Below are 22,883 nucleotides of genomic sequence, written 5' to 3'. Positions count from 1 at the left end.
CGCCACCGCCGGCGCGGTCTTGGCGAGATCGAGCCGGTCGCCGTCCGGTGTGATGATCGCATCGGGACCGATCTCGTCACCCTGCGCCATCAGCACCGCGCGGTGCATGGTGTTTTCCAGCTCGCGGACGTTGCCCTGCCAGCGGTTCGTGCTGAGCACGCGCTTCGCCTCGGCCGAGAGCGGCCGCAGCGGCACGCTATTGGCGTCGGAATATTTTTTCGCAAAGTGCTGCGCCAGTTCGAGGATGTCGGCCGGGCGCTCCCGCAGCGGCGGGATCTTCAGGTTCACGACATTGAGGCGAAACAGCAGGTCCTCGCGAAAAGTGCCGTCGCGCACGGCCTCGGAGAGGTTGCGGTTGGAGGTCGCGATGATACGGATGTCGACCGGGACCGGGCGCGTGCCGCCGACGCGGTCGATGACGCGCTCCTGGATCGCGCGCAGCAGTTTTGATTGCAGCCGAACGTCCATCTCGGAGATCTCGTCGAGCAGCAGCGTGCCGCCGGTCGCCTCCTCGAACTTGCCGATGCGGCGCGCCACCGCGCCGGTGAAGGCGCCCTTCTCGTGACCGAACAGCTCGCTTTCCAGGAGGTGCTCGGGGATCGCGGCGCAGTTGATCGAGATGAACGGCTTTTTGGCGCGGGCCGAGCGGCCGTGCACATGGCGCGCCAGCACTTCCTTGCCCGTGCCGGATTCGCCGGTGATCATGACGGAGGCATCCGAGCCAGCGATCTGCTGCGCGAGTTTTATGACTTTTGCCATCGCCTCGTCGCGATAGACGAGCTCTCGCGAGTCGTTGGCGACGGCCGCCAGCACCGCGGCGATCAGCTCCGGATCCGGCGGCAGCGGGATATATTCCTTGGCGCCGGCATGGATCGCGGCGACCGCGGCGCGGGCGTCCGAGGAGATACCGCAGGCGACGATCGGCACGTGGATGTGCTCGACTTCCAGCCGCATCACCAGGTCACGGATGTCGAGGCCGACGTCGACGAGCAGCAGGTCGGCGCCCTTGCCGCCGCGCAGCACGCGCATCGCCTGCTCGTGGTCCTCCGCGTGGGTCACGGTCGCGCCGTTCTCCATCGCGATCTTGGTGGCTGCCGTCAACTGCCCCTTCAGGGTGCCAACGATGAGAAGCCGCATATCAATCTCCTATTCGTGTGGTCGCGCCGCTCAGGCGCGCATCGTTCAATTTCGTTTGGGCATGATCCTTACGGAAAACCGCGGCACACTTTTCCGGGATCATGCTCACTAGCCGCGGTCCGCGTTGATGATTTCCGTCATGGTCACGCCGAGCTTGTCTTCCACCAGCACCACCTCGCCGCGCGCCACCAGGCGGTTGTTGACGTAGATGTCGATCGCCTCGCCGACGCGGCGGTCGAGTTCGAGCACGGTGCCGGGCCCGAGCTTGAGCAACTCGCCGACATCCATCTTCGAGCGGCCGAGCACGGCCGAGACCTGCACCGGCACGTCGAACACCGCCTCGAGATCGGCGGCGATGCGGGCGGCCTGTTCGTCCTCGTTGTCGCCCAGGTCGAGCGGTGGCGCGTCCTGTGCATTGAGGTCGGGAAGCGGAACCTGGCCGTCGGTGTCGCTCATCTGTCAGATCCTCCTGTTTCCCTGTCAGCCGGTCCTGGGCGCCATGTAGCGGGCGACGAGTTCGTCGATCTTGGCGTCGATTGCCGCGCGCTCCAGAACGACGCCGCCATCCGCCCATTCGATCCGGCAGTCGCCGGTCGCGATCTCGGGCTCGGCAAGGATCACGAGCCGCCCCTCGAAGCCGGACTGTTTCGCCAGCCGCTCGATCCGCTCGTGCGCGCTCTCATAGAGCTGATCATTGATGCGGACCACGAGATGAGGTGTCGAAACGAGGTGGGCAAAGCAGTCCTTGACGAGGCCGACGATCTCGCCGAGCGGCTCGGCCGCGACCAGTTCCGCGCACAGTTTTCGGGCAACCGCGATCGCAACGTCGACGGCCTCGGTCTCCATGCGGCCTTCGACGTTGCCGAGGCGCGCCGCGATGCCCTGCATCGCGATCTTGATCTCCTCCAGCGCCAGCGCCGCGCGGCGGTCGCTTTCCGCCTTGGCCTCGCGCTGGCCGGCATCGAAACCGTCGCGATAGGCGCGCGCTTCCGCGGCCGCGACCTTTTGCGCGATCTCGGCCTCGGTGGCGGCCCGTTCGCGCGCCCTGTTGGGCGCCGCGAAGTCGGTATCGAACATGAATTTTGCAGGCGCTGCCATCAATACACCAGTTCGTCGTCCGCGCGGTTCTTGGTCAGCATGATCTCGCCCTTGGCGGCGAGGTCTTTTGCGAGATTGACGAGCAGCGCCTGCGCCTCGTCGACGTCGCGCAGGCGCACCGGGCCCATCGCCGACATGTCGTCCTGCAGCATTTTTGCTGCGCGCGAGGACATGTTGGAGAAGAAGAAGTTGCGGACATCCTCGTTGGCGCTCTTGAGCGCCACACCGAGCTTGTCCTTGTCGACATGGCGCATCAGCGTCTGCGCCGAGGCGGAGTCGAGCTTGATCAGATCGTCGAAGGTGAACATCAACGCCTTGATGCGCTCGGCGGACTCGCGGCTCTCTTCTTCCAGCGCGGTGATGAAGCGCGTCTCGGTCTGGCGGTCGAAATTGTTGAAGATTTCTGCCATCACCTCGTGGGCGTCACGCCGGCGGGTCTGCGACAGGTTGGACATGAATTCGGTGCGCAAGGTCTGCTCGACCCGCTCGATCACCTCCTTCTGCACCGCCTCCATTTTCAGCATGCGGCCGACCACGTCGAGCGCCATGTCCTCGGGCAGGATCGCCAGCACGCGGGCGGCGTGCTCGGACTTCAGCTTCGACAGCACGACCGCGATGGTCTGCGGATATTCGTTCTTCAGATAGTTGGCGAGGACTTCCTCCTGGACGTTGGAAAGCTTCTCCCACATGTTGCGACCGGCGGGGCCGCGGATTTCGTCCATGATGCCGGTGACGCGCTCGGGCGCCAGATATTGCTGCAAGAGCCGCTCGGTGGCGTCGAAATTGCCCATCAGCGCGCCGGAGGCCGACATACGCGAGACGAATTCGATCAGCAGGTCCTCGACCACCTCGGCCTCGACGGTGCCGAGCGTCGACATCTGCAGCGACAATTCCCGGACCTCGTCGTCGTCGAGCAGCGACCAGACCTTGCCGCCATATTGCTCGCCGAGCGCCAGCATCAGGATCGCGGCGCGCTTGGGGCCGCTGATCGGCTGCACCTTCGCCTTGCCCTGCTGGCGCTGCGAAAGCGTCGCAAGCACGCTGGAGATGTCAGTATCGTTCTGGTTCGAAGCGGCCATTTCGGATCAGCTTGTCTGAGGTTCGGCCAGCCATTGACGCACGATGGCCGCCGTTTCGTTGGGATTGCGATCGGCCAGTTCGCCGACACGGTGCACCGACTGGGCGTGGACCTGGCCCTGAACCTGGGCGACGTCGATCAGATGAGCCGTGGCGTTGGGACCCGCGATCGCCTGGCCGCCCGCGCCTGCGCCTTGCGCCGGCTCCGGCAGAGCGGGGGCCGCCGCGCCGGCGAGCGCTGCGATCTCCTCGGTCGCCAGGATGCGCTTGACCAGCGGACGGATCACCAGGAACAGCACGACGAGGCCGAGCAGCATCATCACGCCGAGCTCGATGATGTACATGACGTCGTCTTTGGTGAACTGCAGCAGGCCGAGAATGCCGGTCGGCTCGTTGATGGGGGCGACGGCCGGCGCTTCGGCGAAACGCAGGTTCTGGACCTCGACCTGGTCACCGCGCTTCTGGTCAAAACCGATTGCCGAGCGTACCAGCGCCGAGATCCGGTCGAGCTGGTCCTTGCTGCGGTCCTGGTAGACCATCTCGCCCTTGTCGTTCTTGGAATAGATGCCGTCGACCAGCACGGCGACCGAGATGCGGTTGACCCGGCCTGCCTCGGTCACCTCGGTCTTGGTGGTGCGCGAAATCTCGTAATTATTGGTTTCTTCGGTCTTCTTGCTCTGGTCGCGGATCGGAAGGCCGGTGCTGTTCTGTTGATTGCCGGGCAGCTCGTTGTTGACCGTGACCTGGCCGCTGGAGTCCGCCGAGGCGCTGGATTCCTCGCGCGTCTGGGTCGAGCGCAGCACGCGGCCTTCGGGATCGAAGCGATCCGAGGTCTGGGTGATCTTGTTGTAGTCGAAGTCGGCCGAGAGCTCGACGCGGGCGCGGCCCTGGCCGACCACCGAGGACACGATGTCCTCGACCTGCTTGCGCAGCCGCTTCTCGAACGCCGTGCGGCGCTCGTCGCCGACGGCCTGCTCGATATCGCCCACCGAGCCGTCGGCGAGCAATTGGCCGGCTTCGTCGACGATCGACACTCGCTGCGGCTTCAGCCCGTTGACGGCGGAGGCAACAAGGTGGCGGATGGCGCGGATCTGCGCCGCATCCAGCGTGCCGCGGACCCGCACCACGATCGAGGCCGACGGCTCGGGGGTTTCGCGGGAGAACAGCGGCCGCTCCGGCAGCACCAGATGCACCCGGGCAGCCTGGATGCGGTCGATCGCGCGGATGGTGCGGGCGAGCTCGCCCTCGAGCGCGCGCAGATGGTTGACGTTCTGGACGAAGCTCGTGGTGCCCAGCGCGTCCGACTTGTCAAAAATCTCGTAGCCGACGCCGCCGCCCTTGGGCAGGCCGCCTTCGGCGAGCTTCATCCTGAGCCGCGTGACCTTGTCCTTCGGCACCAGGATGATGGCGCCCTCGTTGCGCAGCTCGAAGGGGATGCCCTGACGTTCCAGGTCCTTGATGATGGAGGAGGAGTCCTCCATGCTGAGGTCGGTGAACAGGGTGGTCATCTGCGGCGTGGTCACGCGCATGATCACGAACGCGAAGAAGCCGATCAGCGCGGCTGTCACCGCGACCATCGCCATCAGACGCGAGGCACCCAGCCCCCTCAGGAAGTCGACCAGACCCTGCAAAACCAACTGCCCCAGAAAATCGGCGATCGACGCGACTGTCGGATCGGACCACTGGGCAAATATTGCCTAGGCGATGGTTTCGATATGGTTAACGAGGATTAAGGCTCGTTGCGAAAGCGGACACAAAATAAATCGGCCTCCGCATTGGGAGGCCGGTCGAATCGGATATGCGATAATCGACGGAGCGACGGCTATTGACGATATTGCTGGATGCGCGTGGTGCGCAGGCCTGCGAGACCGTGCTGGTCGATCGAGAACTGCCAGGAAAGAAATTCGTCGACCGTCAGCGTATAGCGGCTGCAAGCCTCCTCGAGGGAAAGCAGGCCGCCGCGGACTGCGGCAACGACTTCGGCTTTACGGCGGATGACCCACCGTTTGGTTCCGGGTGCAGGCAGGTCGGCGATGGTAAGCGGGCTGCCGTCAGGCCCGATGACGTATTTCACCCTCGGGCGATGGGGTTCTGTCATGGCGTACTCACAAACACTTAACCACTGAACTCACGGTAGAAACCTACGCCGGTCGACTTAAAATTTGGCTAAGCCAACGGCTTGAATGAAATTCTCCTTGAAAATGTTGGTCATGCAGCAACCCCGGCGCCTTCGCGGGGCGTCGGGACCGGGTCTTGCGTCAACAAAATCTTAATCCTTGCGTGCCCTTGGCCGCAAAACCGTCAGTTCACGATGCGCTGGATCTGATTCATCGTGAAGGTTTGGCCGGCGATCGTCAAAAGCGGCGGCGTCTGGGTCAGGTCGACGGAAGACACCACGCCCTGGACCTCGGTCGTGATCGCCTGGGAGTTGCCCGAACTGTCGGTCGCGGTTGCGGTCAGCGTATACTGGCCGTCCTGCCATTGCGTGCCGTCGGCGCCCTTGCCATTCCATACAAAGGGCTGGTTGTTGCCGGCGCTGACCGTGTAATTGCCGGTGAAGACGTTCTGCCCTTGGGCATTGGCGATCGTAACCGTCAAATTGCCATTGGCCGGGATGTTGAGGTCCCAGACCGCCTGGGAATTGCTGAGGCTTGCGGTCTTGCCGTTGACGACGGCGGTCTTGCCGACAAAGCCGAGCGCCTGCGTCGCCTGCGTGGTCTGCTGCAGCGACACCAGGCTCGACAATTCGTCATTGGTCTTGAGCTGCTGCTCGACCGAGGCGAATTGCACGAGCTGCTGGGTAAACTGGTTGGTGTCGAGCGGATCGAGCGGGTTCTGGTTCTGCAGCTGGGTCGTCAGCAGCGTGAGGAAGGTCTGGAAATTTCCGGCCAGCGTCGCGCCGCTGCTCGAACTCATCGAGGAGCTGTTCGATCCGGCCGGGAGCGGGGTCGTGCCCGAGACGGGCACGCTACCGGTGACTGCATCGGTCATAATTGCCTCCTTACACCTTTACACCCTGATATCCACGCCGCTGTTCGCGCCGAGCATGCGGCCATAGGATCGGCCCGCCATCACGGGTGGAACCGTATCGTCCTCGCTGATCATCAGCCGCTGGGCATTGCCGCCAGGCTGATGGCTGTTGTTCTGGTTGGACGAAGACTGGTCGCGCAGGCTGAACTGCAGGCCGCCGCTGCCCGTCTTCAGGCCGGCGTCGTCCAGTGCCTGCCGCAGCTGCGGCGCATCCTGCTGCAGCATCGACAGCGTCTCCGGCTTCTCGACGGTCAGATGCGAGGTGACCTGCCCGTTGCGGTCGACATTGATGCGAACATCGATGCGGCCGAGATCGGCCGGATCGAGCCGGACGTCAAAGCTCGTCTTGCCGCTGCGTGCGGACGCTGCGATCTCGACTGCGAGGCCGCTCAACGGCACGGCAGCGGATGGTGCCGCGGCGGCCGTCAGGTTGGCCGTGGAGATCGCCGGTGCCGCCGAAGGCAATGGTGCGGTTGGCGGAGGCGCGGCCTGCGCGTTGACGTCGGACATTGCCGCGGTCGGGCTGCTGGCGACGGCCGAAACATTGTCATGGGTCGGCGCAGCGCCAGCGGCGGTGGACGGCGCAGCCTTGGAGTCTTCCGCTTTCGCTGTGACCGGGGCGATGGCAGCGCCCGCGTCGGGCTTTTCCGCCGTCGGCTGCGGGGCGGTGTTGTGCACGACCGCGCTGGTGGTCGCCGGTGTCGAAGGATCTGCTGACGCCGTATCGCTGGCCGTGACCAGGCCCGTCTTCGGCTGTGTCGTGGCGGCGACCTTGCCGGAAGTCGTCTTGGCGGATGGCACCGGACCTGCGATCGTGGTTGCCAGCGAGGCGTCCGCAGCGTCGGCGGCATCGGTCGTGCCAGCCGCCTGCGACGACGTGGCCACTGCCGCCGCGGCCGATTGCTTCGTGGCGGTCGTAGCGGCATTGGCCTGGGCCGCGACTTTCGCCGCGGTGCTGTCGGGCGTGGCGACCGAGCCAGTAAATCCGGGACCGACTTGCGTCGCGGCCGGCGACGTCGCTCCGGTTACGACGGCGGCCGTCGCCGCGATCGCCGCCGCCGCGATCGCGAGCGGCTTGATTGCGGCATCGCCCGAGCCTTGCGCGGATGTCGGCGTATCGATGGTGACGACGGTCGGGAAAACGACCGCAACCGCGCTTTGCACAGTCGCAGGCGCAGCGGCGGCCTCCGCAGCGGCGGCTTGATCGGACGACGACGCATCGCCCGAGGACGGCGTATCGGCTGATTTCGTGTCGCTCGCTTTGCCCTCGGACTTGCTTTGGCTGGTTTTGCCGTCGTCAGACGCACTCTTCTTGCCCTTGGCAGCCGGTCCGGCAGGGCCATTGGGGTCCGCAGGCCGTCCGGCGTCGGCGGTCTGGTCGGTTGTGTCGCGAACAGATCCCTGATCGGTGGTCGCCACGTTCCCCGATGGGGGGTTGTCCGGGGGCGCCGCGGCGCTGTCATTACCGGGGCGACGAGGACTCGGGGCAGGAACCGGGGTGTTGGCGCTCGGCGTGTTGGCATCCACCAGCGCGGCAAAACTGCTGCTGGCCTGCTCAGCATCGAAGCGGGCAGGTTTTGGCGGCGCGGCCTGGAAGGACACGCCCCCTGTTACATCTGACGTCACGCTCACCACAGTCGGCCTCTTCAACCATCAAATTTGTGGGTTCTCAGGAGCAAGGAGCGGGCCATTTGCGTGCGTTGAAAAAATCCACGAAAAATCAAATAGTTGGCGCTGTCGCGGGCAGGCGGTGCCACGGCCCGAAGGCTCCGTTTTTTCTGCCTGCCGGCAAGATTTGCCGTCGGGTGAGGAGCAAAACGAGGGAAGGCTGATTGCCTCAGGGAATTGCGGCCTATATTAAAGGCAAAGCTTTGCAACCGCTTCCCGACGGCCAAAAGGAGCCTTTTCGGAATGCGTGCGGAAGGCTGTTTCATCCGGCGTCCCGGGAACAAGGCTGCCTGAACCGCAATCCCAGCGTTAACGGCAGGTCAACCATTGCAGCAGTCAGCCGAACCTCATGCGCAACAGTCTGGATCTCGAAGGCCGGCCACAGGACACCAGGGTCGTCGTTGCGATGTCCGGCGGCGTGGATTCCTCGGTCACCGCCGCGCTGCTCAAGTCGGAAGGTTATGACGTCGTCGGCATCACCCTGCAGCTCTACGATCATGGCGCGGCGACCCATCGCAAGGGCGCCTGCTGTGCCGGGCAGGACATCCACGATGCGCGCGACGTGGCCGAGCGGATCGGCATTCCACATTATGTGCTCGACTACGAGGATCGCTTCCGCGAGCAGGTGATCGACAATTTCGCGGCAAGCTATGCCTCCGGCGAGACGCCCGTGCCGTGCATCGAGTGCAATCGCGTCATCAAGTTCCAGGACCTGCTGAAAACAGCGCATGAACTTGGCGCGCAGGCGCTGGCCACCGGGCATTACGTTGCCTCGCACCGGCTCGCCGATGGGTCGCGCGCGCTGGTCTGTGCCGCGGATGCCGATCGCGACCAGAGCTATTTTCTGTTTGCCACCACGCGCGAGCAGCTCGACTTCCTGCGCTTCCCGCTGGGTGATATGAGTAAGCCGCAGGTGCGCGAGCTCGCGCGGCGCTTTGGGTTGACGGTCGCGGACAAGCACGACAGCCAGGACATCTGCTTCGTGCCGACGGGACGCTATACCGATATCATCGGCCGGTTGCGCCCGAACGCGATGGCACCGGGCGATATCGTCGATCTCGACAGCCGCGTGCTCGGCACCCATCAGGGCATCGCGCATTTCACCGTCGGCCAGCGCCGCGGACTGAAGATTGCTTCGCCCACACCGCTCTACGTGGTGCGGCTCGAGGCGGCGAACCGCCGCGTCGTTGTCGGCCCGCGCGAGGCGCTGCGGATGGATTGCATCGCGCTACGCGACGTCAACTGGATCGGAGATGGCGCGCTCGATGCGGCCATTCGTGGCGGGCTCGAGGTGTTCGTGCGGGTGCGCTCGACCCGTCCGCCGCAGCCGGCCTGGCTGCGCGGCGCCGACGGACATTATGAGGTCGAGCTCGTGGCCGGCGAGGAAGGTGTTTCTCCCGGCCAGGCCTGTGTGTTCTACGACGCGCCCGCGGGACAGGCGCGTGTTCTGGGCGGCGGGTTCATTCAGAGCGCCATGGCGAGGGCCGCCACGCACGCTGACCGGCGCCCACTGGTCGAGGCGGTCCGCGGATAGGTTGGTCGAGGCGTTGGGGGCATGGGCGATATCGATCGCGAAGGTGTCGCGAAGGCCTATGGCCGCTGGGCGCCGATCTACGATCTGGTGTTCGGCAAGGTGTTCGAGCATGGTCGCCAATCGACGATCGCGGAAGCCGACCGGATCGGCGGACGCATCCTTGACGTCGGCGTGGGAACCGGGCTGTCGCTGTCGGATTATTCGCGTTCGACCAGGCTCTGCGGGGTCGACATTTCGGAGCCGATGCTGCGCAAAGCGCAGAGCCGCGTGCGGGCGCTGCGGCTCGACAATGTCGAGACGCTGGCGGTGATGGACGCCAAGAACCTCGCCTTCGCCGACGGCTCGTTCGATGCGGTGGTCGCGCAATATGTCATTACGGCGGTGCCGGACCCCGAGGCGACGCTGGACGATTTCATCCGCGTGCTGAAACCGGGCGGCGAGCTCATCCTGGTCAATCATATCGGCGCGGAAGCGGGCCCGCGGCGCGTCTTCGAACTCGCCTTTGCGCCGCTGGCGCGCCGGCTCGGCTGGCGGCCGGAATTTCCCTGGGCACGTCTGGTCAGATGGGCGTCACGGCATGGCGGCGTCAGCCTCGCCGAGCGCCGCCCGATGCCGCCGATGGGCCATTTCTCCCTGATCCGCTATCGCAAAGCTCCGCAGGGAACAGGGCCCTGAACCTGCTCTCCACGTCATTGAATCTTCCCGCGGCCTTTGCTTGACAGGCCCAAGCGCTGCTCCTTATATGCCGCGCGTTCGTCAGGCCATGGTTTGGATCGGCCGCCTGCGAAGACCGTGGCGGGGTAGCTCAGCTGGTTAGAGCACGGGAATCATAATCCTGGGGTCGGGGGTTCGAGTCCCTCCCCCGCTACCACGCGTGACCCACTACCATATCGGGCCTCCGGAAAGGCCTCTCCGCCGACCAGCGTAGCTAACTTGCCTTTCACCTCGACCTCGAAGCGCTGCCCGGGTCCCCTCGGGTGAACGATGACGCTGTGGACGAGCGCCCGGAAATCGGCGATCAAAGGTCCGCGGTCGTCGTCCGCGGCGGCGTGCCCGGCGATCGTTTCGGCCAGCGTGTTCACGGTCTCTATGTAGCGGTCAAGGGTCGCTGGATGCAGCGCGATAGGGACGGGTGCCTCTTCGAGCGCAGCCAGTTCTGCTTCCACACGCGATCGCTCTTCCCCTAGCTCGGCGATCCGTCGCTTGGCGTCCTCCTCCGAAATCACGTACTTGATCACGAGGTCAATATTGCGCTGCCGCTCGCCTTCGATCCGGTCACGTTTCGCCTCTAGCCGCGTGCGCATCGCAGCCGCGTTCCCCGCAAGCCGCTCTCGTTCACTGTTGTAGTTGCGCACGTAGGTCTCGATCAGCCGCGGATCCTTCAACTCTTCAGTCATCCCGCTGAGCACAAGCCTTTCGACGTCGCGGAGGTAAATGATCCTGCGATTTGCACAACTGCCGCTCTCGCGCACCGCCGAACACCGAATCCTGGTCTTTCCCGTCTTGTCCCTGTCATGAACCGACATACCTGATCCGCAACAACCGCATCGAAGGAGGCCAGAAAGGAGATGCGGCGCCCGTCGCTTCACGTGGCTGGCCAAACGGCTCCTTTCGGTCTTCAAAGCGTGCACCTCTTCCCATACGGACTGTTCGACGATCCGTAGTTGAGGCACGTCGATGCTTTGCCACTCGTCACGGGGGTTCGGGCGAGACAGTCGTTTGCCGGTGTCGGGATCTTTGACCATGCGGACCTTGTTCCAGACGATACGGCCGGCATAGAGTTCGTTGAAGATAAGCCCAGCACCGCGTTGGGCATTGCCATTGATCGTCGATGCGTTCCATCGCCGGCCGCGCGGTGGACGAATGTTTTCCCGGTTGAGATCGTGTGCGATGTCCCGGGGCGTTCGTCCCGCGGCAAACGCCACGAAAATGCGCCGCACGATCGCAGCTTCGTCTTTGACTATTTCGAGTTCACCGGGTTTACCGGTGACCGCTCGATATCCGTAGGCGCGCCCGCCGGCGTGTCGACCGTCGCGAACCACGCCGGCCATGCCGCGGCGGACCTTTTTCGCCCCGTCTTCGCGTTGCATCTGTCCGACGAGGCCGCGAATCCCAATTAAAATCGAGTCGGCGGTGCCATCGTGGACGGCCTGAATTTCGATCCCCTGGAAAGACAGCCGCTTGTGAATGCCGGCCAGATCTTCCATGTCACGCGAGAGCCGGTCCAGCGCCTCTACGATGACAACTGTGAAAAGGTTCTGGCGTGCCGCATCCATAAGCTGCATCAAGCCATCGCGACCGAATACTGAGGCGCCAGAACGAGCCTTGTCCTCAAAAGTCGCAACGATATTAAGTTGATGACGCGCCGCGTACGTCCGGCACAGAGCAATCTGATCTTCAGTCGATTTTTCGTTTTGAAGCTCGGTCGAGAACCGAGCATAAATCGCTGCGAGTTTCATCTCGAATACCACTGCTGATGCGCTTCTCGCCAGCGGGGTCAAGATGATTCTTCATCAGACGCTCGCTTTCAAAAAGATGATCGCGTCTGGCGTCGGCAATTGCAAGTGCTTCAACAAATTTGATCAGAGCGGGCGCTATTTCGCCTGAGGTCACGCGCCGTGGTACACGATCAATTCCGCTCGTTCTCGTACGCTTCATCCCAGCAGGATGCAGCCCTCACTTAGGAAAGGGCAGGGCGTTTTCGCTCAATCGCAGAATTGGATACGAGAGAAGATGAAACGGACGGAGTTTCAGATGATGATATCTGGAGCGGGAGTCTCGTTCCACCGCCGATCGGTTCGGCAACATGCTGTGCGACCAGATGCAAGAACCTGCAACCAGGGCGTCATGAGCGGCAGCATATCAATCAGCTTGGTTGATTTTATCGTGATTTTTGTTTGATCCCGTTCGCATTTCCGCTGCGAAACTGGAGCCGTCCGCGGTTAGCTATCGAGATCCACAGCCAAACATACTTTGGTCGATGGAGCTGCCGCTATCACACAAGACGCGAGAAACGATCCTGTTCTGGGCCCCAAGCGGCGGACCCGGCATGTCCGCCAATTGTCTGCTCTTTGGAGGTGAAGCGGACTTGATTGCTCAACCTGAGTTCTTCCGGCCCATCACGCCCCTCGATTGCTCACAGAGGCATGTCTGCTTCGAGGCCTGATCCGCCGTAATGCCGAAGAGGTGGTTGTAACCACGCCTGTTACACCGACTGTTACAGAGGGCGAGGATGTAACGGTCGCACCCCGTGCGGCGATTGCGCGGCGTTCAATGACGCCCGTCAAACTTTGCCGCAGTCGTCATGACGCTGGCGCTCGCTTGTGTACCCGTCAATCCAAGGAAAGAAAGGAAGAAGAGTTTCGTACCCATGCACCGCCGATGCTGCTCCGAAGATCGTGCTCGCCCGGCTCCTGTCGACACGCGCGACGAACTAGAACGGAGACTTCCCGTCGTCGCTCAATTCTGAAAGGGCAATGGCGTGTGGGCGAAGTCGCAGACCGCTTCTATCAGAAGACGTACTGCCCGGGCGTCCCAATCGATGCGATCGATGGGCGCTTCCCAATAATGGGACATAACATAAGCCGCGTGGCGCGCCTTCACTCCCAGTCCTACGATCGTGCGTGCCGGGGTTGCCATAATCGCCTGCTCGATCGGGTCGAGGCGAGCCAGGATGGCCTCTGCTTTTCTCATCTTGGCGTCCTGACCCGCCTCACTGCCGCCAATGGGTAAGCCGACTTCCAGACCGATTGCGTCGCTAGCGTTCTGAGCAGTGACTAATTCCGCAGCAAGCTCATTGAACTGGGTTTCGAGCGCAAGGAGACCCGCATCGTCATCCGTCGGCATCAATAGGAAAGCGGAAGATTCGGAATGCGACGACTCAAGGAGCGCGTCTTCCCTATCTGAAGATTGACTGCCCTGCATCTTGACTCTCCCTTTCCGGCATTCGCGGTCTATTCGGATTTGTCGACATGTGGATCTCTGCTTCAAATCCGCATTCTGTTGAGTATACTCAATTGATGAGTATGCTCAACAGGTCGCATTCGTTTGTGAATGAACGACCTGCGGAACACTGTGGCCCGCAATCTCCGGAGGCTCAGAACCGATAAGGGTTGGAGCCAGGAGGAGCTCGCCTTTCGAGCGAAAGTCGACCGAAGCTACATCAGTCAGTTGGAAACCGGGGTCTACAGCGCGTCCGTCACCATGCTCGGCAAGCTGTCTAAGGCGCTTGGGGTACAGGCCAGCGAGCTTCTAAAGCCCTGAATCGGCTTTCAACACGCGGATCGGCCTCCGAGGCGGGGCGCGAGAGCGCCAGCCTTTAGCCTGCCGCCGTCAGACAAGTCACAGGGCTCACCGGATTCCATCGAACTCGCGTTCCGGACGCCACGAAGCGGGATCTGCGATCCAGCAGTTAATGTCGGATTCATGCCGGCCGGTCCCGTTGGTGCTGATTTTGAGCTGAGCCGGGAAGGTGCCCTCGGCGATCTTGCGGTAGATGGTGGATCGGGACAGCCCGGTCCTGGCGAGAACCGTTTTCAAACGGACGATACGATCTGGTTCTCGCATGGCCGCGCTGCCTCCTGCTGGCTGTTTCTGACGGCTCCTGAGACCAGACGGGAGCCATTCCAGGCGCGCAAGAGCATCTTGCACATCGGCGCACTCTGGCGTTCAGACGGCGGCAAACAGGATGGATCAAATTTCGATGCCCCTGCCTCTGCCGAGGCCGTGGGTGAAGGCCAGTTCGATACCGAGCCGGCGGCCTGAGTCGAACGCGATGCCGAGCTCCCGCTTGCGATTGTCGAGGAGGGACTCCAGTTGCGGATCGCGTTCGAGGCTTCTGGCCATATCGCCCATCGCCGAGCGGGTGGCCCTGTAGCCGGAGATGTCGCCGGCCTCATACTGGTGCTGGCTGGTGTGATCAAGCCTCTGCCAACGCTCCACAAAGCGGTCGGCGCGGCGTTCCGGATGGATCCGCAGTTCGGTTTCGAGCTGGAGCGCGCGGATGGCGCGGTTGAGCTGGCCGCCAGCCGCCTCGCGGGCAAGCTCCGGGTTCTTCTTGTAGGCGGCTTCCGCGTCGTGCGAACCGTAGGGCCGCACCTCCTCGAAGACCTGGCGCGCCTTTTGGAGTTCTTTCACCTGCTCGGGACTTGCCCTGCCGCCCATCTCCTGTGCCTCGAAGAACGCGTCCACGGCGCGGGCATGGCGCACCAGCGCTCGGGTCCGCAGGCGACGCGCTTCCGCTTCCGGATCTTGCGCCACCTTCCTGTCCGGCGCTGCGGTTTCGCGCCGCTCGACTCCGGTACCGCTCCTTTCCCTTTCCGGCGCTTCCCGGTCCGACCTCCGTCCGCCATCCGGGCCGGGCACCTCTCCAGGAGAGCGAAGGCCGTCGAACATGTCGCGCAGCTTCTCTGGCACAACCTTGCGCACGATCTCGGCCACGCGCTCGCGGAAGGTGATCCCACGCCGCTCGGCGTAGCTCTGGGCCGGATCAGCACGCTCGTAGTCCGAGGCCATATCCTTGGCGCGGTCGCGGGACAGGGTACGTACAAGCCGGTCCCGACCGGCAAAATCGTCGCGGCCGTAATGCAAATCCACGCCGTCGCGGTGCCGCGACAGGGCGACATAGCTGCCATGGGCGTCCATGCCCGGTGTCACCAGCACATGGGCGCGGTCCACCGTCATGCCCTGTGCCTTGTGGATGGTTGCGGCATAGCCGTGGTCGATCCGGTTATAATCCTTGAGGTCGAACCGAACGGATCGGCCATCGTCGGTCTGCACCGCCATGGATTGCGCGCTGACCTGCTCGATGGTCCCGAGCGTGCCATTCTTCACGCCGAGCCCGCGCTCGTTCTGCAGGAACATGACGCGGTCCCCGCTGGCGAAGCTGCGCCCGCCGCGCTCGACAGTCACACGCACCTCGTCGCCCAGATCGCCGGCAGCCCGCATGCGTTCCCGCGCCGCCTCGTTCAGCGCCCGCACCTCGTCGTTGGTATGGGTGAGAATGATCCGGCTGCGCTCCGGCGCTGCCTGCCGGTCGCGGTCCCAGCGGTCGATCAGATCGCCCCGCGCCTGCTCCCGGGTTTGGGCCTCGTGCACCATGCCATGGGAGCGATAAGCCTCCAGCGCATGACCGGTCCTGCCCTTCGCCAGATCGCGTGTGGCGTCCCGCTGCCAGTCCTCGCGCTGCCGGCGCACCTCGCCGAGTTCCGCCCCGCCGTGGCGCTCATGGATCGAACGGAAGGCCGCGCCGGCTTCGATGGATTGCAACTGCCTGATGTCGCCGACCAGCACCACTTTCGTCCCGGCTTCTGCCGCATGGGACAGCACGCGCTCGAGCTGGCGCGTGCCCACCATGCCCGCCTCGTCGATGACCAGGACATCGTGCGAGGTGAGGGGATCACGGCCTTGTTCCCAGCCATGCTCCAGGCTGGCAATGGTGCGGGAGGATATGCCCGATCCGCTTTCGAGATTTTCCGCGGCAATGCCGGAGAGCGCCGCACCCCGGACCTCGTAGCCGGCTGCTTCCCAGGCCTCCCGCGCCACGCTCAGCATCGCGCTCTTTCCCGTCCCGGCATGGCCGACCACCACGCCTAAATCGCGCCCGTCCGTGACATGCGCCAGCGCGTCGGCCTGCTCGCCTGACAGGACAAGACCGCGGGCTTGCGCGCGCGCCAGCGCCGCCTCGCGATCCCTGTCCCGCAGCTCATGGCACTCCCGTTCCGCCATCCGATCCGCGGCGCGGTGCAGGCGCTGTTCGGCTTCGATCATCTCGCGCGTGGTGAAGCGATCTTCGCCTCGGGCGTCCTTGCCGAGTTCGACCAGATCGGGCGCCTTGCGCATCGCGCCCATGACGTCGTTGAACTGGTCGATCCCGTCGCTATTGCGATGCGCGAACTTCGCCATGTCGCGGCGCGTGAAGGTCGATTGCTGTTGCGTGATCGCGTCCAATGCGACCGAAGGATCTGCAATGATCCGCATCCCATTGCCGCGCGCGATTTCGCGGTGCATCTCGGCGCGGTCGGCGGCGGTCCCTTCGCCCGCGATGCCCCGATGCTCGATGCGCCTGGCGGGCGCCCCGATCTGGCTTTGCGGCTCGAGCGCGAGGCCCTGCGCTTCGAGGCTGCGATGGTCGATGCGCGCGTCGATGTCGAGTTCGGCCAGGCGCTCGTTGGCAAGCTCGGCCCAGCGTCTGCGCCAGCGCTCCACCATCTCGGTGCGGTTCCAGTCCCGTACCTTCTGACCAAAGCCGTTCTCGTCCGCCGCCCGCATGGTCAGCATGACATGGGCATGCGGTTTGGGCGTGCCGTCCTCGGCCCTGTCCCAATGCACATTGAGATCGGCGATCATGCCACGATCAACAAACTCGCCCCGAACAAAGGCGCGGGCGAGTTCTATGCCTTGTGCCTCATTCAACTCCCGCGGGATAGCGAACTCCACCTCGCGGGCAAGCTGAGCATCCTTGCGGACCTCGAACGCCTCGACATCGTTCCACAGCCGTTCGCGGTCGCTCCAAGCCTCGGGCGCATTCTCCGGCAGCAGCACCTCGGAATGGACGACGCCGCGCTTTCTGGAAAAATCGTGGCTGCGATCAAGCCGCTCGTCGCGCAGCCGCGAAGCGGAGCGGTAGGCGGCCGACGCCACCGCGCTACTTCCGGCCTTGCGGCCAATCACCTTGACATGAAGATGATAGATCGCCATTGCGATCAGATCAGTGGCACAGCAGAGCGCACGTCGGAACGACGTATAAGCGCGCCCTCCCTCGAAAAAATCTCGGGAGGGACCAACCCGTCCCGCACCGTCCCGGTGACCTCAGAGCATTACGCACGGCGCTGGATTATCTTTCTCCATCAACCCTTCTGGAGACGATCATGCGCAAGCCACGGGATTTTGATGCCGAACTGAAGGCACTTGGGGACAAGGCGCGCGACCTCAAGGCTCGCAAGGTGCAGCAGCTCGGCGACCTGGTCATCGCCACGGGGGCTGACACACTCACCGCCGACCAACTGGCAGGCGCGCTGATCGTTCTGGCCGAGACAAAGGACGCGGGAAAGAAGGAGGCGTGGGCGAAGCGCGGCGCTGCGTTCTTTCAAAGCCGGGCACGGCGAAATGCACCGGCACCTGACGGCGACGCTGGCGGTGCTCCTGCGCAGCCGAGCGGCGCGCAACCGTCACCAGGCCGCAAGGGCGCGACTTGACATGCGCACGTGGCAGGTCGAGCGCCGCAAGCGCACACGGCACCTCATCGAACTCGGCGGCCTCGTCGTCAAGGCCGGTATCGTGGACCTGACCGGCGATGATCGCGCCACGATCTACGGCGCGCTGCTATGGATGGCTGACAAGCTCCAAAGCGATCAGGGCGAACATGCGCGTGCGCTTTGGGCCGCAAAGGGAAAGCAAGCGTTCGACATGGACTCGGCAGCGCAATCACGCACAAGCGTGAGGCCGCCGTTATCAGGAGGATAGAAAGGCAGAACTTTTCATGGTGACGGGGCATCACCCGACAATCGAAGGACGCAAGTTCCCAGTGGTCAAAGGCGCGATGACTGAGGTGAACTTGGGGAGCCCTCACGGGAAGCGGATCGGCCCGGACACGACGAGTCGTGGATGATTGCTACGCCTCGTGGTCTCTCCCATAGAGTTGGCCCTAGTACCCACTTTCCCTGGGAAGTGAGTCATGATTCAACATCGGGATGATACCCGAAGCAAGAGAAGTCCACCTTTCGAAGAAGATCGCAAGGTGCTTGAGGAACGTTGCCGTTCACTGCTGACGTTGCAGCGCGATTTGAAGCGGGCGCGGATCGTTCTTTTGGCGGCGGTCGGTCGCAGCACCCGATCGATCGCCAAGGAGGTTGGGGTCCAGCCGCGGATTGTCAGCCTTTGGCGCCATCGCTATGCGGATCATGGTCTTGAAGGTTTGCAGAGCAAGCCCCTGCCGGGCAAGCAGCCGATCGATACGAAGGCTACCGAAAAACGGATTTTGAAGTTGCTCGATAAGTCGCCTCCCACCGGGTACGCGCCCTGGACAGGGCCCCTGCTAGCTGGGGGCTGGCGAGGTCGGCCTCCAATATGTCTGACGGTTCCTGCGCGGCAACAAGATCGATCTGGCCGCTCGCAAGTCCTGGTGCGAGAGCAACGACCCGCAGTTTACGGCCAAGGCCGCCGACGTCGTCGGCCTCTATGTGGCTCCGCCAAGCAAGCATCACACCACTACTTGACTTAGCGCTTGGTTCAACATCCGCGACCTGAAACAGCGTTCTCTTTGTTCCCTTCAGGATAGTGCGAGAAGACGCTCGGCGTTTTCGTGCGATACAAGTTCGCGCTCTCGCTCCGTCAAGACGGCGCCATCCAGGAATCGAACTGCTTCCGCGTCGTCTTCGTAAGGGTAGTCGGCCGCGAACAGGATGCGTTCAGCCCCGAGAACGTCGATGCTAAGTCGCAGCGCCGCCATCGAGGTAACGCCGGCTGTGGTGATAACGAAATTCTCCAGGAAGTATTCGCTCGGCAGACAGGGCAGCTTCTCCACCGCTCCAATCTTGACTTGCAGCAAATAGCGATTGTCGATCCGCTGCAGCCAGAACGGAATGCCTTCGCCCATGTGCCCAAGAATGATCTTCAGCTTCGGGAAGCGCGCGAATGTGCCCGACATTATGAGCCGCATGGCGTGCAATCCGGTCTCCACGGCAAAACCCCACCCGGCGAAATAAAGGCCGTAGTCGAGGAACGGCATCACTATGCTCGGGGCCGGTTCGCGCGGATGCAGGTACATCGGCAGCCCGGTCGCCTCCATGGCCTCGAAGATCGGCGCGTTGCGCGGCCCATCGAGATACTCGCCGAATGTATGGGAATTGACGATCAGGCCGAGCAGGCCCAGCGATTTGATCCGTTCGATCTCGCGCGCGGCGGCGGCGGGGTCCTGCGGCGCGATGGCGCCGAGCCCAGCCAGGCGCGACGGTGCAGCGCGAACCGCTTCGGCCAGTGCGTCATTGGCGTCTGCCGCAAGGCGCGTGGCGAGGTCGGGGTGAAATACCTGCACGCCCGGGGAGGTCAACGACAACACCTGCATGTCAATGCCGATTTCGTCCATATGGGCAATGCGGCCGTTGCCGATATCGAGCAGGCGAGAATGCAAGAGCGCATTGCCGGGCGTATCGGCGAGAATGCTTTCGCCCATTTTGGCAAAACCAGGTTCCACGTCGGGACTGCCGAGAACCTTCTTCCATTCAGTTGCGATCTCCGGCGTGACAAATGCCTCTTCGATGGCGATCCGCTTCATTGTTTTTCTCCTGCGCAGCGATGTTATTCTTCCGTGCCGAAATATAGGTGACGCAGCCGTTCGTCGTGGCGAACGACCGCAGCAGGGCCAGAAAGTGTGATCCGACCCTTGTTGATGATGTAGGCGGCGTCCGCGAGATCGAGCGCGCGCTCGACATCCTGCTCTACCACCAACATGGTCAGCCCTTCGCGCTTGAGGGCGGCCAGCGCCTCGTAGAGCCGGTCCATCATCACCGGCGCGAGCCCAAGGCTGATCTCGTCGAAAATGGCGAGACGCGGCTTCGCCATGAGCGCGCGTCCGATGGCCAGCGCCTGCTGCTGACCGCCCGACATCGAGGTGCCGCCGGCCTTTCGACGCTCGGCGAGCACGGGGAAAAGCGCGAAGACCCGCCCGAGGCGCAGCCTGCGTTCGGCCGCGTCGACCTGCCGTGCAGCAACCAGCAGATTCTCCTCGACTGAGAGTGAGGCGAAGATGTGCCGGCCTTCCATGCAATGGGCAATGCCGCGGGCGGCGACCGCGTACGCAGGCAGATCGGTGATGTCTTCGCCGTCGAACCGGATGCGACCCGCCGTGACGGGCAGAGCGCGACTGATCACATGGGCGAGGGTGGTCTTGCCGGCGCCGTTGGGGCCGAGAACGCCGACCACCTGACCGGGTGCCGCCGAGAGGGAAAGGTCGTTGATCACCCGCGCCTGACCGTAGCCGGCCGAGACGGCGTCGAGCACGAGCAATGGCTTCGTCGCGCTTGATGCCGCCGCTGCCGGCTCCGGTGCGGCCGCTCGCGGCGGCTTGGCCGCCCCGCCGTGGCTGGTGCCGAGATAGACCGCGCTGACCTCGTCGCTCGCCAGCACCTCGGCGGTACGTCCCCTGGTCAGCACCTTGCCGAAATTGATCACCAGGAGATCTTCGCAGCACTCCTTCACGATCCGGATCATATGCTCGATGATGATGATGGCGCGCTGGCCGTCCTGCAACGAGCGGATCAGTGCGATCAGATCGCTGACTTCGCTGTCGATCAGGCCGGCGCCGACCTCGTCGAGCAGCAGAAGCTTCGGTTTCAGCGCCAGTGCGCGCGCCACTTCCAGCCGCTTGCGCCGTAGCAGCGGAAGATCTTTGGCCTTTACGTCTGCGACATCGGCAAGGTCGCAGCGTTCGAGGATCTGCCGCCGCTCGCGCTCGGCGGCTGCGGCGGAGTCGAGGGGAGCGACGGCGAATTGACCGACTGCGAGATTGTCGGCGACCGTCATGTCAAGGAACGGGCGAGGGATCTGGTAGGTTCGGCCGATGCCGCGTCGCGCCCGCTCGGACGCCGGCAGGCCGGTGATGTCCTCACCTTGGAACCGGATGGTCCCCGCGCTGGGTCTTATGGCGCCGCCGAGCAAGCCGATCAGGGTGGATTTGCCGGCGCCATTCGGTCCAATGACGCCAAGCACATGCCCCTTGTCGAGGTGGATGTCGATACCGTCATTGGCGACAACTCCGCCGTAACGTTTGCCGAGACCCGCAGCTTCCAGCAGCAGCGGAGAGGGCGCGTAGCTGCTCATGACTTGCCCTCTGTCAGGAGCCGCCGCTCGGCGGCGCGTCGGGCCAATAGGGCTTCGGCCAGGCCGCAGAGTCCTTGTGGCGCAAAGCGGATCAACAGGATCAGAATGACTCCCGTGAGCGCCACGTGCAGTTCGGGATAGTCGGCGAGCAATTCGCCGATGGCAACGAAGAACAAGCCGCCGACGACCGCGCCGCGCCGCATGCCGAGGCCGCCGATGATGACAATGGCGAGCGCATCTACCGACCATTGCAGGCCGAAGCTGCCATATGGTTCGATAGCGCCGAGCTTGGCGGCCTGCAGACCGCCGGCTGCCGCGACCAGCCCGCTCGCCACCATGAAGGCCGCGAGCTTGGTTCGGAACGCGCGCACACCGACCTGGCTCGCGGCATCCTCATCGTCGCGGATCGCGCGCAGGAGAACGGAGAAGCGCGAGGTTGTTGCCACACTGATGATTGCAGTGGTGAGCGCCAGGAGCAGCGCAGCGACGCGGAACAGCTCCGGCGTGTCGGGCAGGTCGAGGGTGACGAACAGGCCGGTGGCGCCGCCGAACCAGGGCACGTTGACGACGAACAGCCGAAGCGCTTCGGCGAGCGCCAGCGTGCCCACGGTGAAATGAAGGCCGCGCAGGCGAAACAGGCCCCGCGACATGACGAGCGCAAGCGTCATGCCAGCCAAAGCAGAGGCGCACAGGGCAAGCGGAAGGCCAGCTCCGAGATAATTGAGCAGGCCCACACTGACATAGGCGCCTAGCCCAAAGAAAGAGGAGGTGCCGAGCGAGACAAGACCGCCGTAGCCGGCCAGCAGGTTCCAGGCCTCCGCCAGCACGATGTAGAGCATCAGCTTGAAACCGATCTCGACCAGATAGGTCGAGAGGAATGCTGGCGCGGCGATCACGAGCGCAAACGCCGCGGCAACAATGATGGTGCCGACGACAGACCGTTTGTCGATCAAGGTGGTTGCTGCATTGCTCGGCGTGGACAGCATTTTCATGCTCGGCTCCCGAGCATACCCTGCGGCCGCAGTGACAGCACCGCCAGGAACAAGACCAGCGCGACGAGGTCGCGATAACCGTCGCCCAGGGTCAGGCCACCCAGGCTCTGCAGCATGCCGATCACGACGCCGCCGATCAGGGTGCCGAAGACGTTCCCCAGACCGCCCAGCACGATGAGGGCGAAATCGGTGAGCAGGTAAGCGGCGCCGCTTGTCGGTGTGAAGGACAGAGCGACGCCGATCAACGTGCCGCCAATCCCGGCGCAGGCGACGCCGAGGCAGAAGGTGATGGCATGAACACGGCCGACATTGATGCCGATGATCGCGGCCGCCTGCGGCTGGTCGGCGCTGGCCCGCAGGTCGCCGCCAAAGCGGCTGCGCGTGATGAGAACGTGCACTGCCGCGATCAAGACCGCCGAAATGCAGAAGCCGATGACATAGATCTGCGGCACGCTGATGGGGCCGAAATCGAGCGGGACGGTGGCATAGCCGCGCTCGATCGCGCGGGTGTCCGCGCTGAATAACAGCAC

The 22,883-nt window shown here is 63.9% G+C and carries 23 protein-coding genes, 1 tRNA gene and 1 pseudogene; 7 read left to right on the top strand and 18 right to left on the bottom strand.

Annotation, left to right across the window (positions count from 1 at the left end):
- From JOZ76_RS09195 to JOZ76_RS09155, 9 genes are all read right to left on the bottom strand, one after another.
- The coding region (locus tag JOZ76_RS09195) for a sigma-54 interaction domain-containing protein (RefSeq protein WP_291698311.1) at nucleotides 1-1,137 on the bottom strand (1,137 nt) is incomplete at its 3' end.
- 108 nt (nucleotides 1,138-1,245) lie between these two features.
- Nucleotides 1,246-1,593: a flagellar motor switch protein FliN gene (gene fliN / locus JOZ76_RS09190; protein ID WP_291698310.1), complete on the bottom strand. Its 348-nt coding sequence runs from the start codon at nucleotides 1,591-1,593 to the stop codon at nucleotides 1,246-1,248.
- A gap of 24 nt (nucleotides 1,594-1,617) precedes the next feature.
- Nucleotides 1,618-2,235: a FliH/SctL family protein gene (locus JOZ76_RS09185; protein WP_291698309.1), complete on the bottom strand. Its 618-nt coding sequence runs from the start codon at nucleotides 2,233-2,235 to the stop codon at nucleotides 1,618-1,620.
- Nucleotides 2,235-3,314: a flagellar motor switch protein FliG gene (fliG, locus tag JOZ76_RS09180; protein WP_291698308.1), complete on the bottom strand. Its 1,080-nt coding sequence runs from the start codon at nucleotides 3,312-3,314 to the stop codon at nucleotides 2,235-2,237. The genes JOZ76_RS09185 and fliG overlap by 1 nt, the downstream gene beginning before the upstream one ends.
- Nucleotides 3,315-3,320: 6 nt before the next feature.
- Nucleotides 3,321-4,943, bottom strand: a complete 1,623-nt coding sequence (fliF, locus tag JOZ76_RS09175) for a flagellar basal-body MS-ring/collar protein FliF (RefSeq protein ID WP_291698307.1) — start codon at nucleotides 4,941-4,943, stop codon at nucleotides 3,321-3,323.
- Between the two features lie 191 nt (nucleotides 4,944-5,134).
- Entirely contained in the window at nucleotides 5,135-5,410 is a 276-nt protein-coding gene (gene sciP / locus JOZ76_RS09170) for a CtrA inhibitor SciP (RefSeq protein ID WP_002714638.1), read from the bottom strand.
- Nucleotides 5,411-5,613: 203 nt separating this feature from the next.
- Nucleotides 5,614-6,303, bottom strand: coding sequence for a flagellar hook assembly protein FlgD (locus JOZ76_RS09165; RefSeq protein ID WP_291698306.1), 690 nt, complete (start codon nucleotides 6,301-6,303; stop codon nucleotides 5,614-5,616).
- Nucleotides 6,304-6,321: 18 nt separating this feature from the next.
- Nucleotides 6,322-7,974, bottom strand: a complete 1,653-nt coding sequence (locus JOZ76_RS09160) for a flagellar hook-length control protein FliK (RefSeq protein WP_291698305.1) — start codon at nucleotides 7,972-7,974, stop codon at nucleotides 6,322-6,324.
- Between the two features lie 14 nt (nucleotides 7,975-7,988).
- Nucleotides 7,989-8,276 carry a hypothetical protein gene (locus JOZ76_RS09155; RefSeq protein ID WP_291698304.1) on the bottom strand — a complete coding sequence of 96 codons (288 nt, stop codon included), beginning with the start codon at nucleotides 8,274-8,276 and terminating at the stop codon, nucleotides 7,989-7,991.
- 83 nt (nucleotides 8,277-8,359) lie between these two features.
- On the opposite strand from JOZ76_RS09155, the gene mnmA reads away from it, so the two are divergent.
- The 3 genes from mnmA (at nucleotide 8,360) to JOZ76_RS09140 (ending at nucleotide 10,415) form a co-directional block, all read left to right on the top strand.
- Nucleotides 8,360-9,544, top strand: a complete 1,185-nt coding sequence (gene mnmA, locus JOZ76_RS09150) for a tRNA 2-thiouridine(34) synthase MnmA (RefSeq protein WP_291698303.1) — start codon at nucleotides 8,360-8,362, stop codon at nucleotides 9,542-9,544.
- Nucleotides 9,545-9,565: 21 nt separating this feature from the next.
- Nucleotides 9,566-10,219: a class I SAM-dependent methyltransferase gene (locus JOZ76_RS09145; protein ID WP_291698302.1), complete on the top strand. Its 654-nt coding sequence runs from the start codon at nucleotides 9,566-9,568 to the stop codon at nucleotides 10,217-10,219.
- 119 nt (nucleotides 10,220-10,338) lie between these two features.
- A tRNA-Met gene (locus JOZ76_RS09140) sits at nucleotides 10,339-10,415 on the top strand.
- Here JOZ76_RS09140 and JOZ76_RS09135 read toward each other — a convergent pair.
- From JOZ76_RS09135 to JOZ76_RS09125, 3 genes are all read right to left on the bottom strand, one after another.
- On the bottom strand, nucleotides 10,372-12,003 hold the full coding sequence (locus JOZ76_RS09135) for a recombinase family protein (RefSeq protein WP_291698312.1): 1,632 nt from the start codon (nucleotides 12,001-12,003) through the stop codon (nucleotides 10,372-10,374). The genes JOZ76_RS09140 and JOZ76_RS09135 overlap by 44 nt on opposite strands.
- A complete protein-coding gene (locus JOZ76_RS09130; protein WP_291698301.1) occupies nucleotides 11,942-12,202 on the bottom strand; it encodes a hypothetical protein in 261 nt (86 codons plus the stop codon). Before JOZ76_RS09130 ends, JOZ76_RS09135 begins: the two co-directional genes overlap by 62 nt.
- An 801-nt stretch (nucleotides 12,203-13,003) precedes the next feature.
- Nucleotides 13,004-13,468 (bottom strand): hypothetical protein, encoded by a 465-nt coding sequence (locus JOZ76_RS09125; RefSeq protein ID WP_291698300.1) that lies wholly within the window; start codon nucleotides 13,466-13,468, stop codon nucleotides 13,004-13,006.
- A gap of 129 nt (nucleotides 13,469-13,597) precedes the next feature.
- Between JOZ76_RS09125 and JOZ76_RS09120 the strand changes: the two genes are divergently transcribed.
- The gene (locus JOZ76_RS09120) at nucleotides 13,598-13,807 is read left to right on the top strand and encodes a helix-turn-helix domain-containing protein (RefSeq protein WP_291698299.1); all 210 of its coding nucleotides are present in this window, start codon (nucleotides 13,598-13,600) and stop codon (nucleotides 13,805-13,807) included.
- An 87-nt stretch (nucleotides 13,808-13,894) separates the two neighbouring features.
- Here the strand turns inward: JOZ76_RS09120 and JOZ76_RS09115 are convergent, their stop codons facing one another.
- Both JOZ76_RS09115 and traA read right to left on the bottom strand, forming a co-directional pair.
- On the bottom strand, nucleotides 13,895-14,110 hold the full coding sequence (locus tag JOZ76_RS09115) for a helix-turn-helix transcriptional regulator (protein ID WP_291698298.1): 216 nt from the start codon (nucleotides 14,108-14,110) through the stop codon (nucleotides 13,895-13,897).
- Between the two features lie 126 nt (nucleotides 14,111-14,236).
- Nucleotides 14,237-17,242 (bottom strand): Ti-type conjugative transfer relaxase TraA, encoded by a 3,006-nt coding sequence (gene traA / locus JOZ76_RS09110; protein WP_291698297.1) that lies wholly within the window; start codon nucleotides 17,240-17,242, stop codon nucleotides 14,237-14,239.
- A gap of 170 nt (nucleotides 17,243-17,412) precedes the next feature.
- Here traA and JOZ76_RS09105 point away from each other — a divergent pair, with 170 nt between their 5' ends.
- From JOZ76_RS09105 to JOZ76_RS09095, 3 genes and pseudogenes are all read left to right on the top strand, one after another.
- Nucleotides 17,413-17,739, top strand: coding sequence for a conjugal transfer protein TraD (locus JOZ76_RS09105; protein ID WP_291698296.1), 327 nt, complete (start codon nucleotides 17,413-17,415; stop codon nucleotides 17,737-17,739).
- A gap of 1 nt (nucleotide 17,740) precedes the next feature.
- Entirely contained in the window at nucleotides 17,741-18,007 is a 267-nt protein-coding gene (locus JOZ76_RS09100) for a conjugal transfer protein TraD (protein WP_291698295.1), read from the top strand.
- Nucleotides 18,008-18,234: 227 nt separating this feature from the next.
- A pseudogene (locus JOZ76_RS09095) lies at nucleotides 18,235-18,741 on the top strand (helix-turn-helix domain-containing protein); the annotation flags it as partial.
- Nucleotides 18,742-18,812: 71 nt separating this feature from the next.
- Here the strand turns inward: JOZ76_RS09095 and JOZ76_RS09090 are convergent.
- The 4 genes from JOZ76_RS09090 to JOZ76_RS09075 form a co-directional block, all read right to left on the bottom strand.
- A complete protein-coding gene (locus JOZ76_RS09090; protein ID WP_291698294.1) occupies nucleotides 18,813-19,817 on the bottom strand; it encodes an amidohydrolase family protein in 1,005 nt (334 codons plus the stop codon).
- 23 nt (nucleotides 19,818-19,840) lie between these two features.
- Nucleotides 19,841-21,361: an ATP-binding cassette domain-containing protein gene (locus JOZ76_RS09085; RefSeq protein WP_291698293.1), complete on the bottom strand. Its 1,521-nt coding sequence runs from the start codon at nucleotides 21,359-21,361 to the stop codon at nucleotides 19,841-19,843.
- Nucleotides 21,358-22,353, bottom strand: coding sequence for a branched-chain amino acid ABC transporter permease (locus JOZ76_RS09080; RefSeq protein WP_291698292.1), 996 nt, complete (start codon nucleotides 22,351-22,353; stop codon nucleotides 21,358-21,360). The genes JOZ76_RS09085 and JOZ76_RS09080 overlap by 4 nt, the downstream gene beginning before the upstream one ends.
- Nucleotides 22,350-22,883 (bottom strand): branched-chain amino acid ABC transporter permease (locus JOZ76_RS09075; protein ID WP_291698291.1); only part of this gene is annotated, 534 nt, incomplete at its 5' end. The genes JOZ76_RS09080 and JOZ76_RS09075, both read right to left, overlap by 4 nt.

This window comes from Bradyrhizobium sp., from assembly GCF_019244115.1.
Lineage (GTDB): Bacteria > Pseudomonadota > Alphaproteobacteria > Rhizobiales > Xanthobacteraceae > Bradyrhizobium.
This window is presented reverse-complemented; position numbering and strand designations above follow the sequence as displayed.

Coding starts and splice junctions, on each gene's coding strand:
- fliN (WP_291698310.1), bottom strand. CDS start 1,593: ATGAGCGACACCGACGGCCAGGTTCCGCTTCCCGACCTCAATGCACAG.
- JOZ76_RS09185 (WP_291698309.1), bottom strand. CDS start 2,235: ATGGCAGCGCCTGCAAAATTCATGTTCGATACCGACTTCGCGGCGCCC.
- fliG (WP_291698308.1), bottom strand. CDS start 3,314: ATGGCCGCTTCGAACCAGAACGATACTGACATCTCCAGCGTGCTTGCG.
- sciP (WP_002714638.1), bottom strand. CDS start 5,410: ATGACAGAACCCCATCGCCCGAGGGTGAAATACGTCATCGGGCCTGAC.
- JOZ76_RS09165 (WP_291698306.1), bottom strand. CDS start 6,303: ATGACCGATGCAGTCACCGGTAGCGTGCCCGTCTCGGGCACGACCCCG.
- JOZ76_RS09155 (WP_291698304.1), bottom strand. CDS start 8,276: ATGAAACAGCCTTCCGCACGCATTCCGAAAAGGCTCCTTTTGGCCGTC.
- mnmA (WP_291698303.1), top strand. CDS start 8,360: ATGCGCAACAGTCTGGATCTCGAAGGCCGGCCACAGGACACCAGGGTC.
- JOZ76_RS09145 (WP_291698302.1), top strand. CDS start 9,566: ATGGGCGATATCGATCGCGAAGGTGTCGCGAAGGCCTATGGCCGCTGG.
- JOZ76_RS09135 (WP_291698312.1), bottom strand. CDS start 12,003: ATGAAACTCGCAGCGATTTATGCTCGGTTCTCGACCGAGCTTCAAAAC.
- JOZ76_RS09130 (WP_291698301.1), bottom strand. CDS start 12,202: ATGAAGCGTACGAGAACGAGCGGAATTGATCGTGTACCACGGCGCGTG.
- JOZ76_RS09125 (WP_291698300.1), bottom strand. CDS start 13,468: ATGCAGGGCAGTCAATCTTCAGATAGGGAAGACGCGCTCCTTGAGTCG.
- JOZ76_RS09120 (WP_291698299.1), top strand. CDS start 13,598: ATGAACGACCTGCGGAACACTGTGGCCCGCAATCTCCGGAGGCTCAGA.
- JOZ76_RS09115 (WP_291698298.1), bottom strand. CDS start 14,110: ATGCGAGAACCAGATCGTATCGTCCGTTTGAAAACGGTTCTCGCCAGG.
- traA (WP_291698297.1), bottom strand. CDS start 17,242: ATGGCGATCTATCATCTTCATGTCAAGGTGATTGGCCGCAAGGCCGGA.
- JOZ76_RS09105 (WP_291698296.1), top strand. CDS start 17,413: ATGCGCAAGCCACGGGATTTTGATGCCGAACTGAAGGCACTTGGGGAC.
- JOZ76_RS09100 (WP_291698295.1), top strand. CDS start 17,741: ATGCGCACGTGGCAGGTCGAGCGCCGCAAGCGCACACGGCACCTCATC.
- JOZ76_RS09090 (WP_291698294.1), bottom strand. CDS start 19,817: ATGAAGCGGATCGCCATCGAAGAGGCATTTGTCACGCCGGAGATCGCA.
- JOZ76_RS09085 (WP_291698293.1), bottom strand. CDS start 21,361: ATGAGCAGCTACGCGCCCTCTCCGCTGCTGCTGGAAGCTGCGGGTCTC.
- JOZ76_RS09080 (WP_291698292.1), bottom strand. CDS start 22,353: ATGAAAATGCTGTCCACGCCGAGCAATGCAGCAACCACCTTGATCGAC.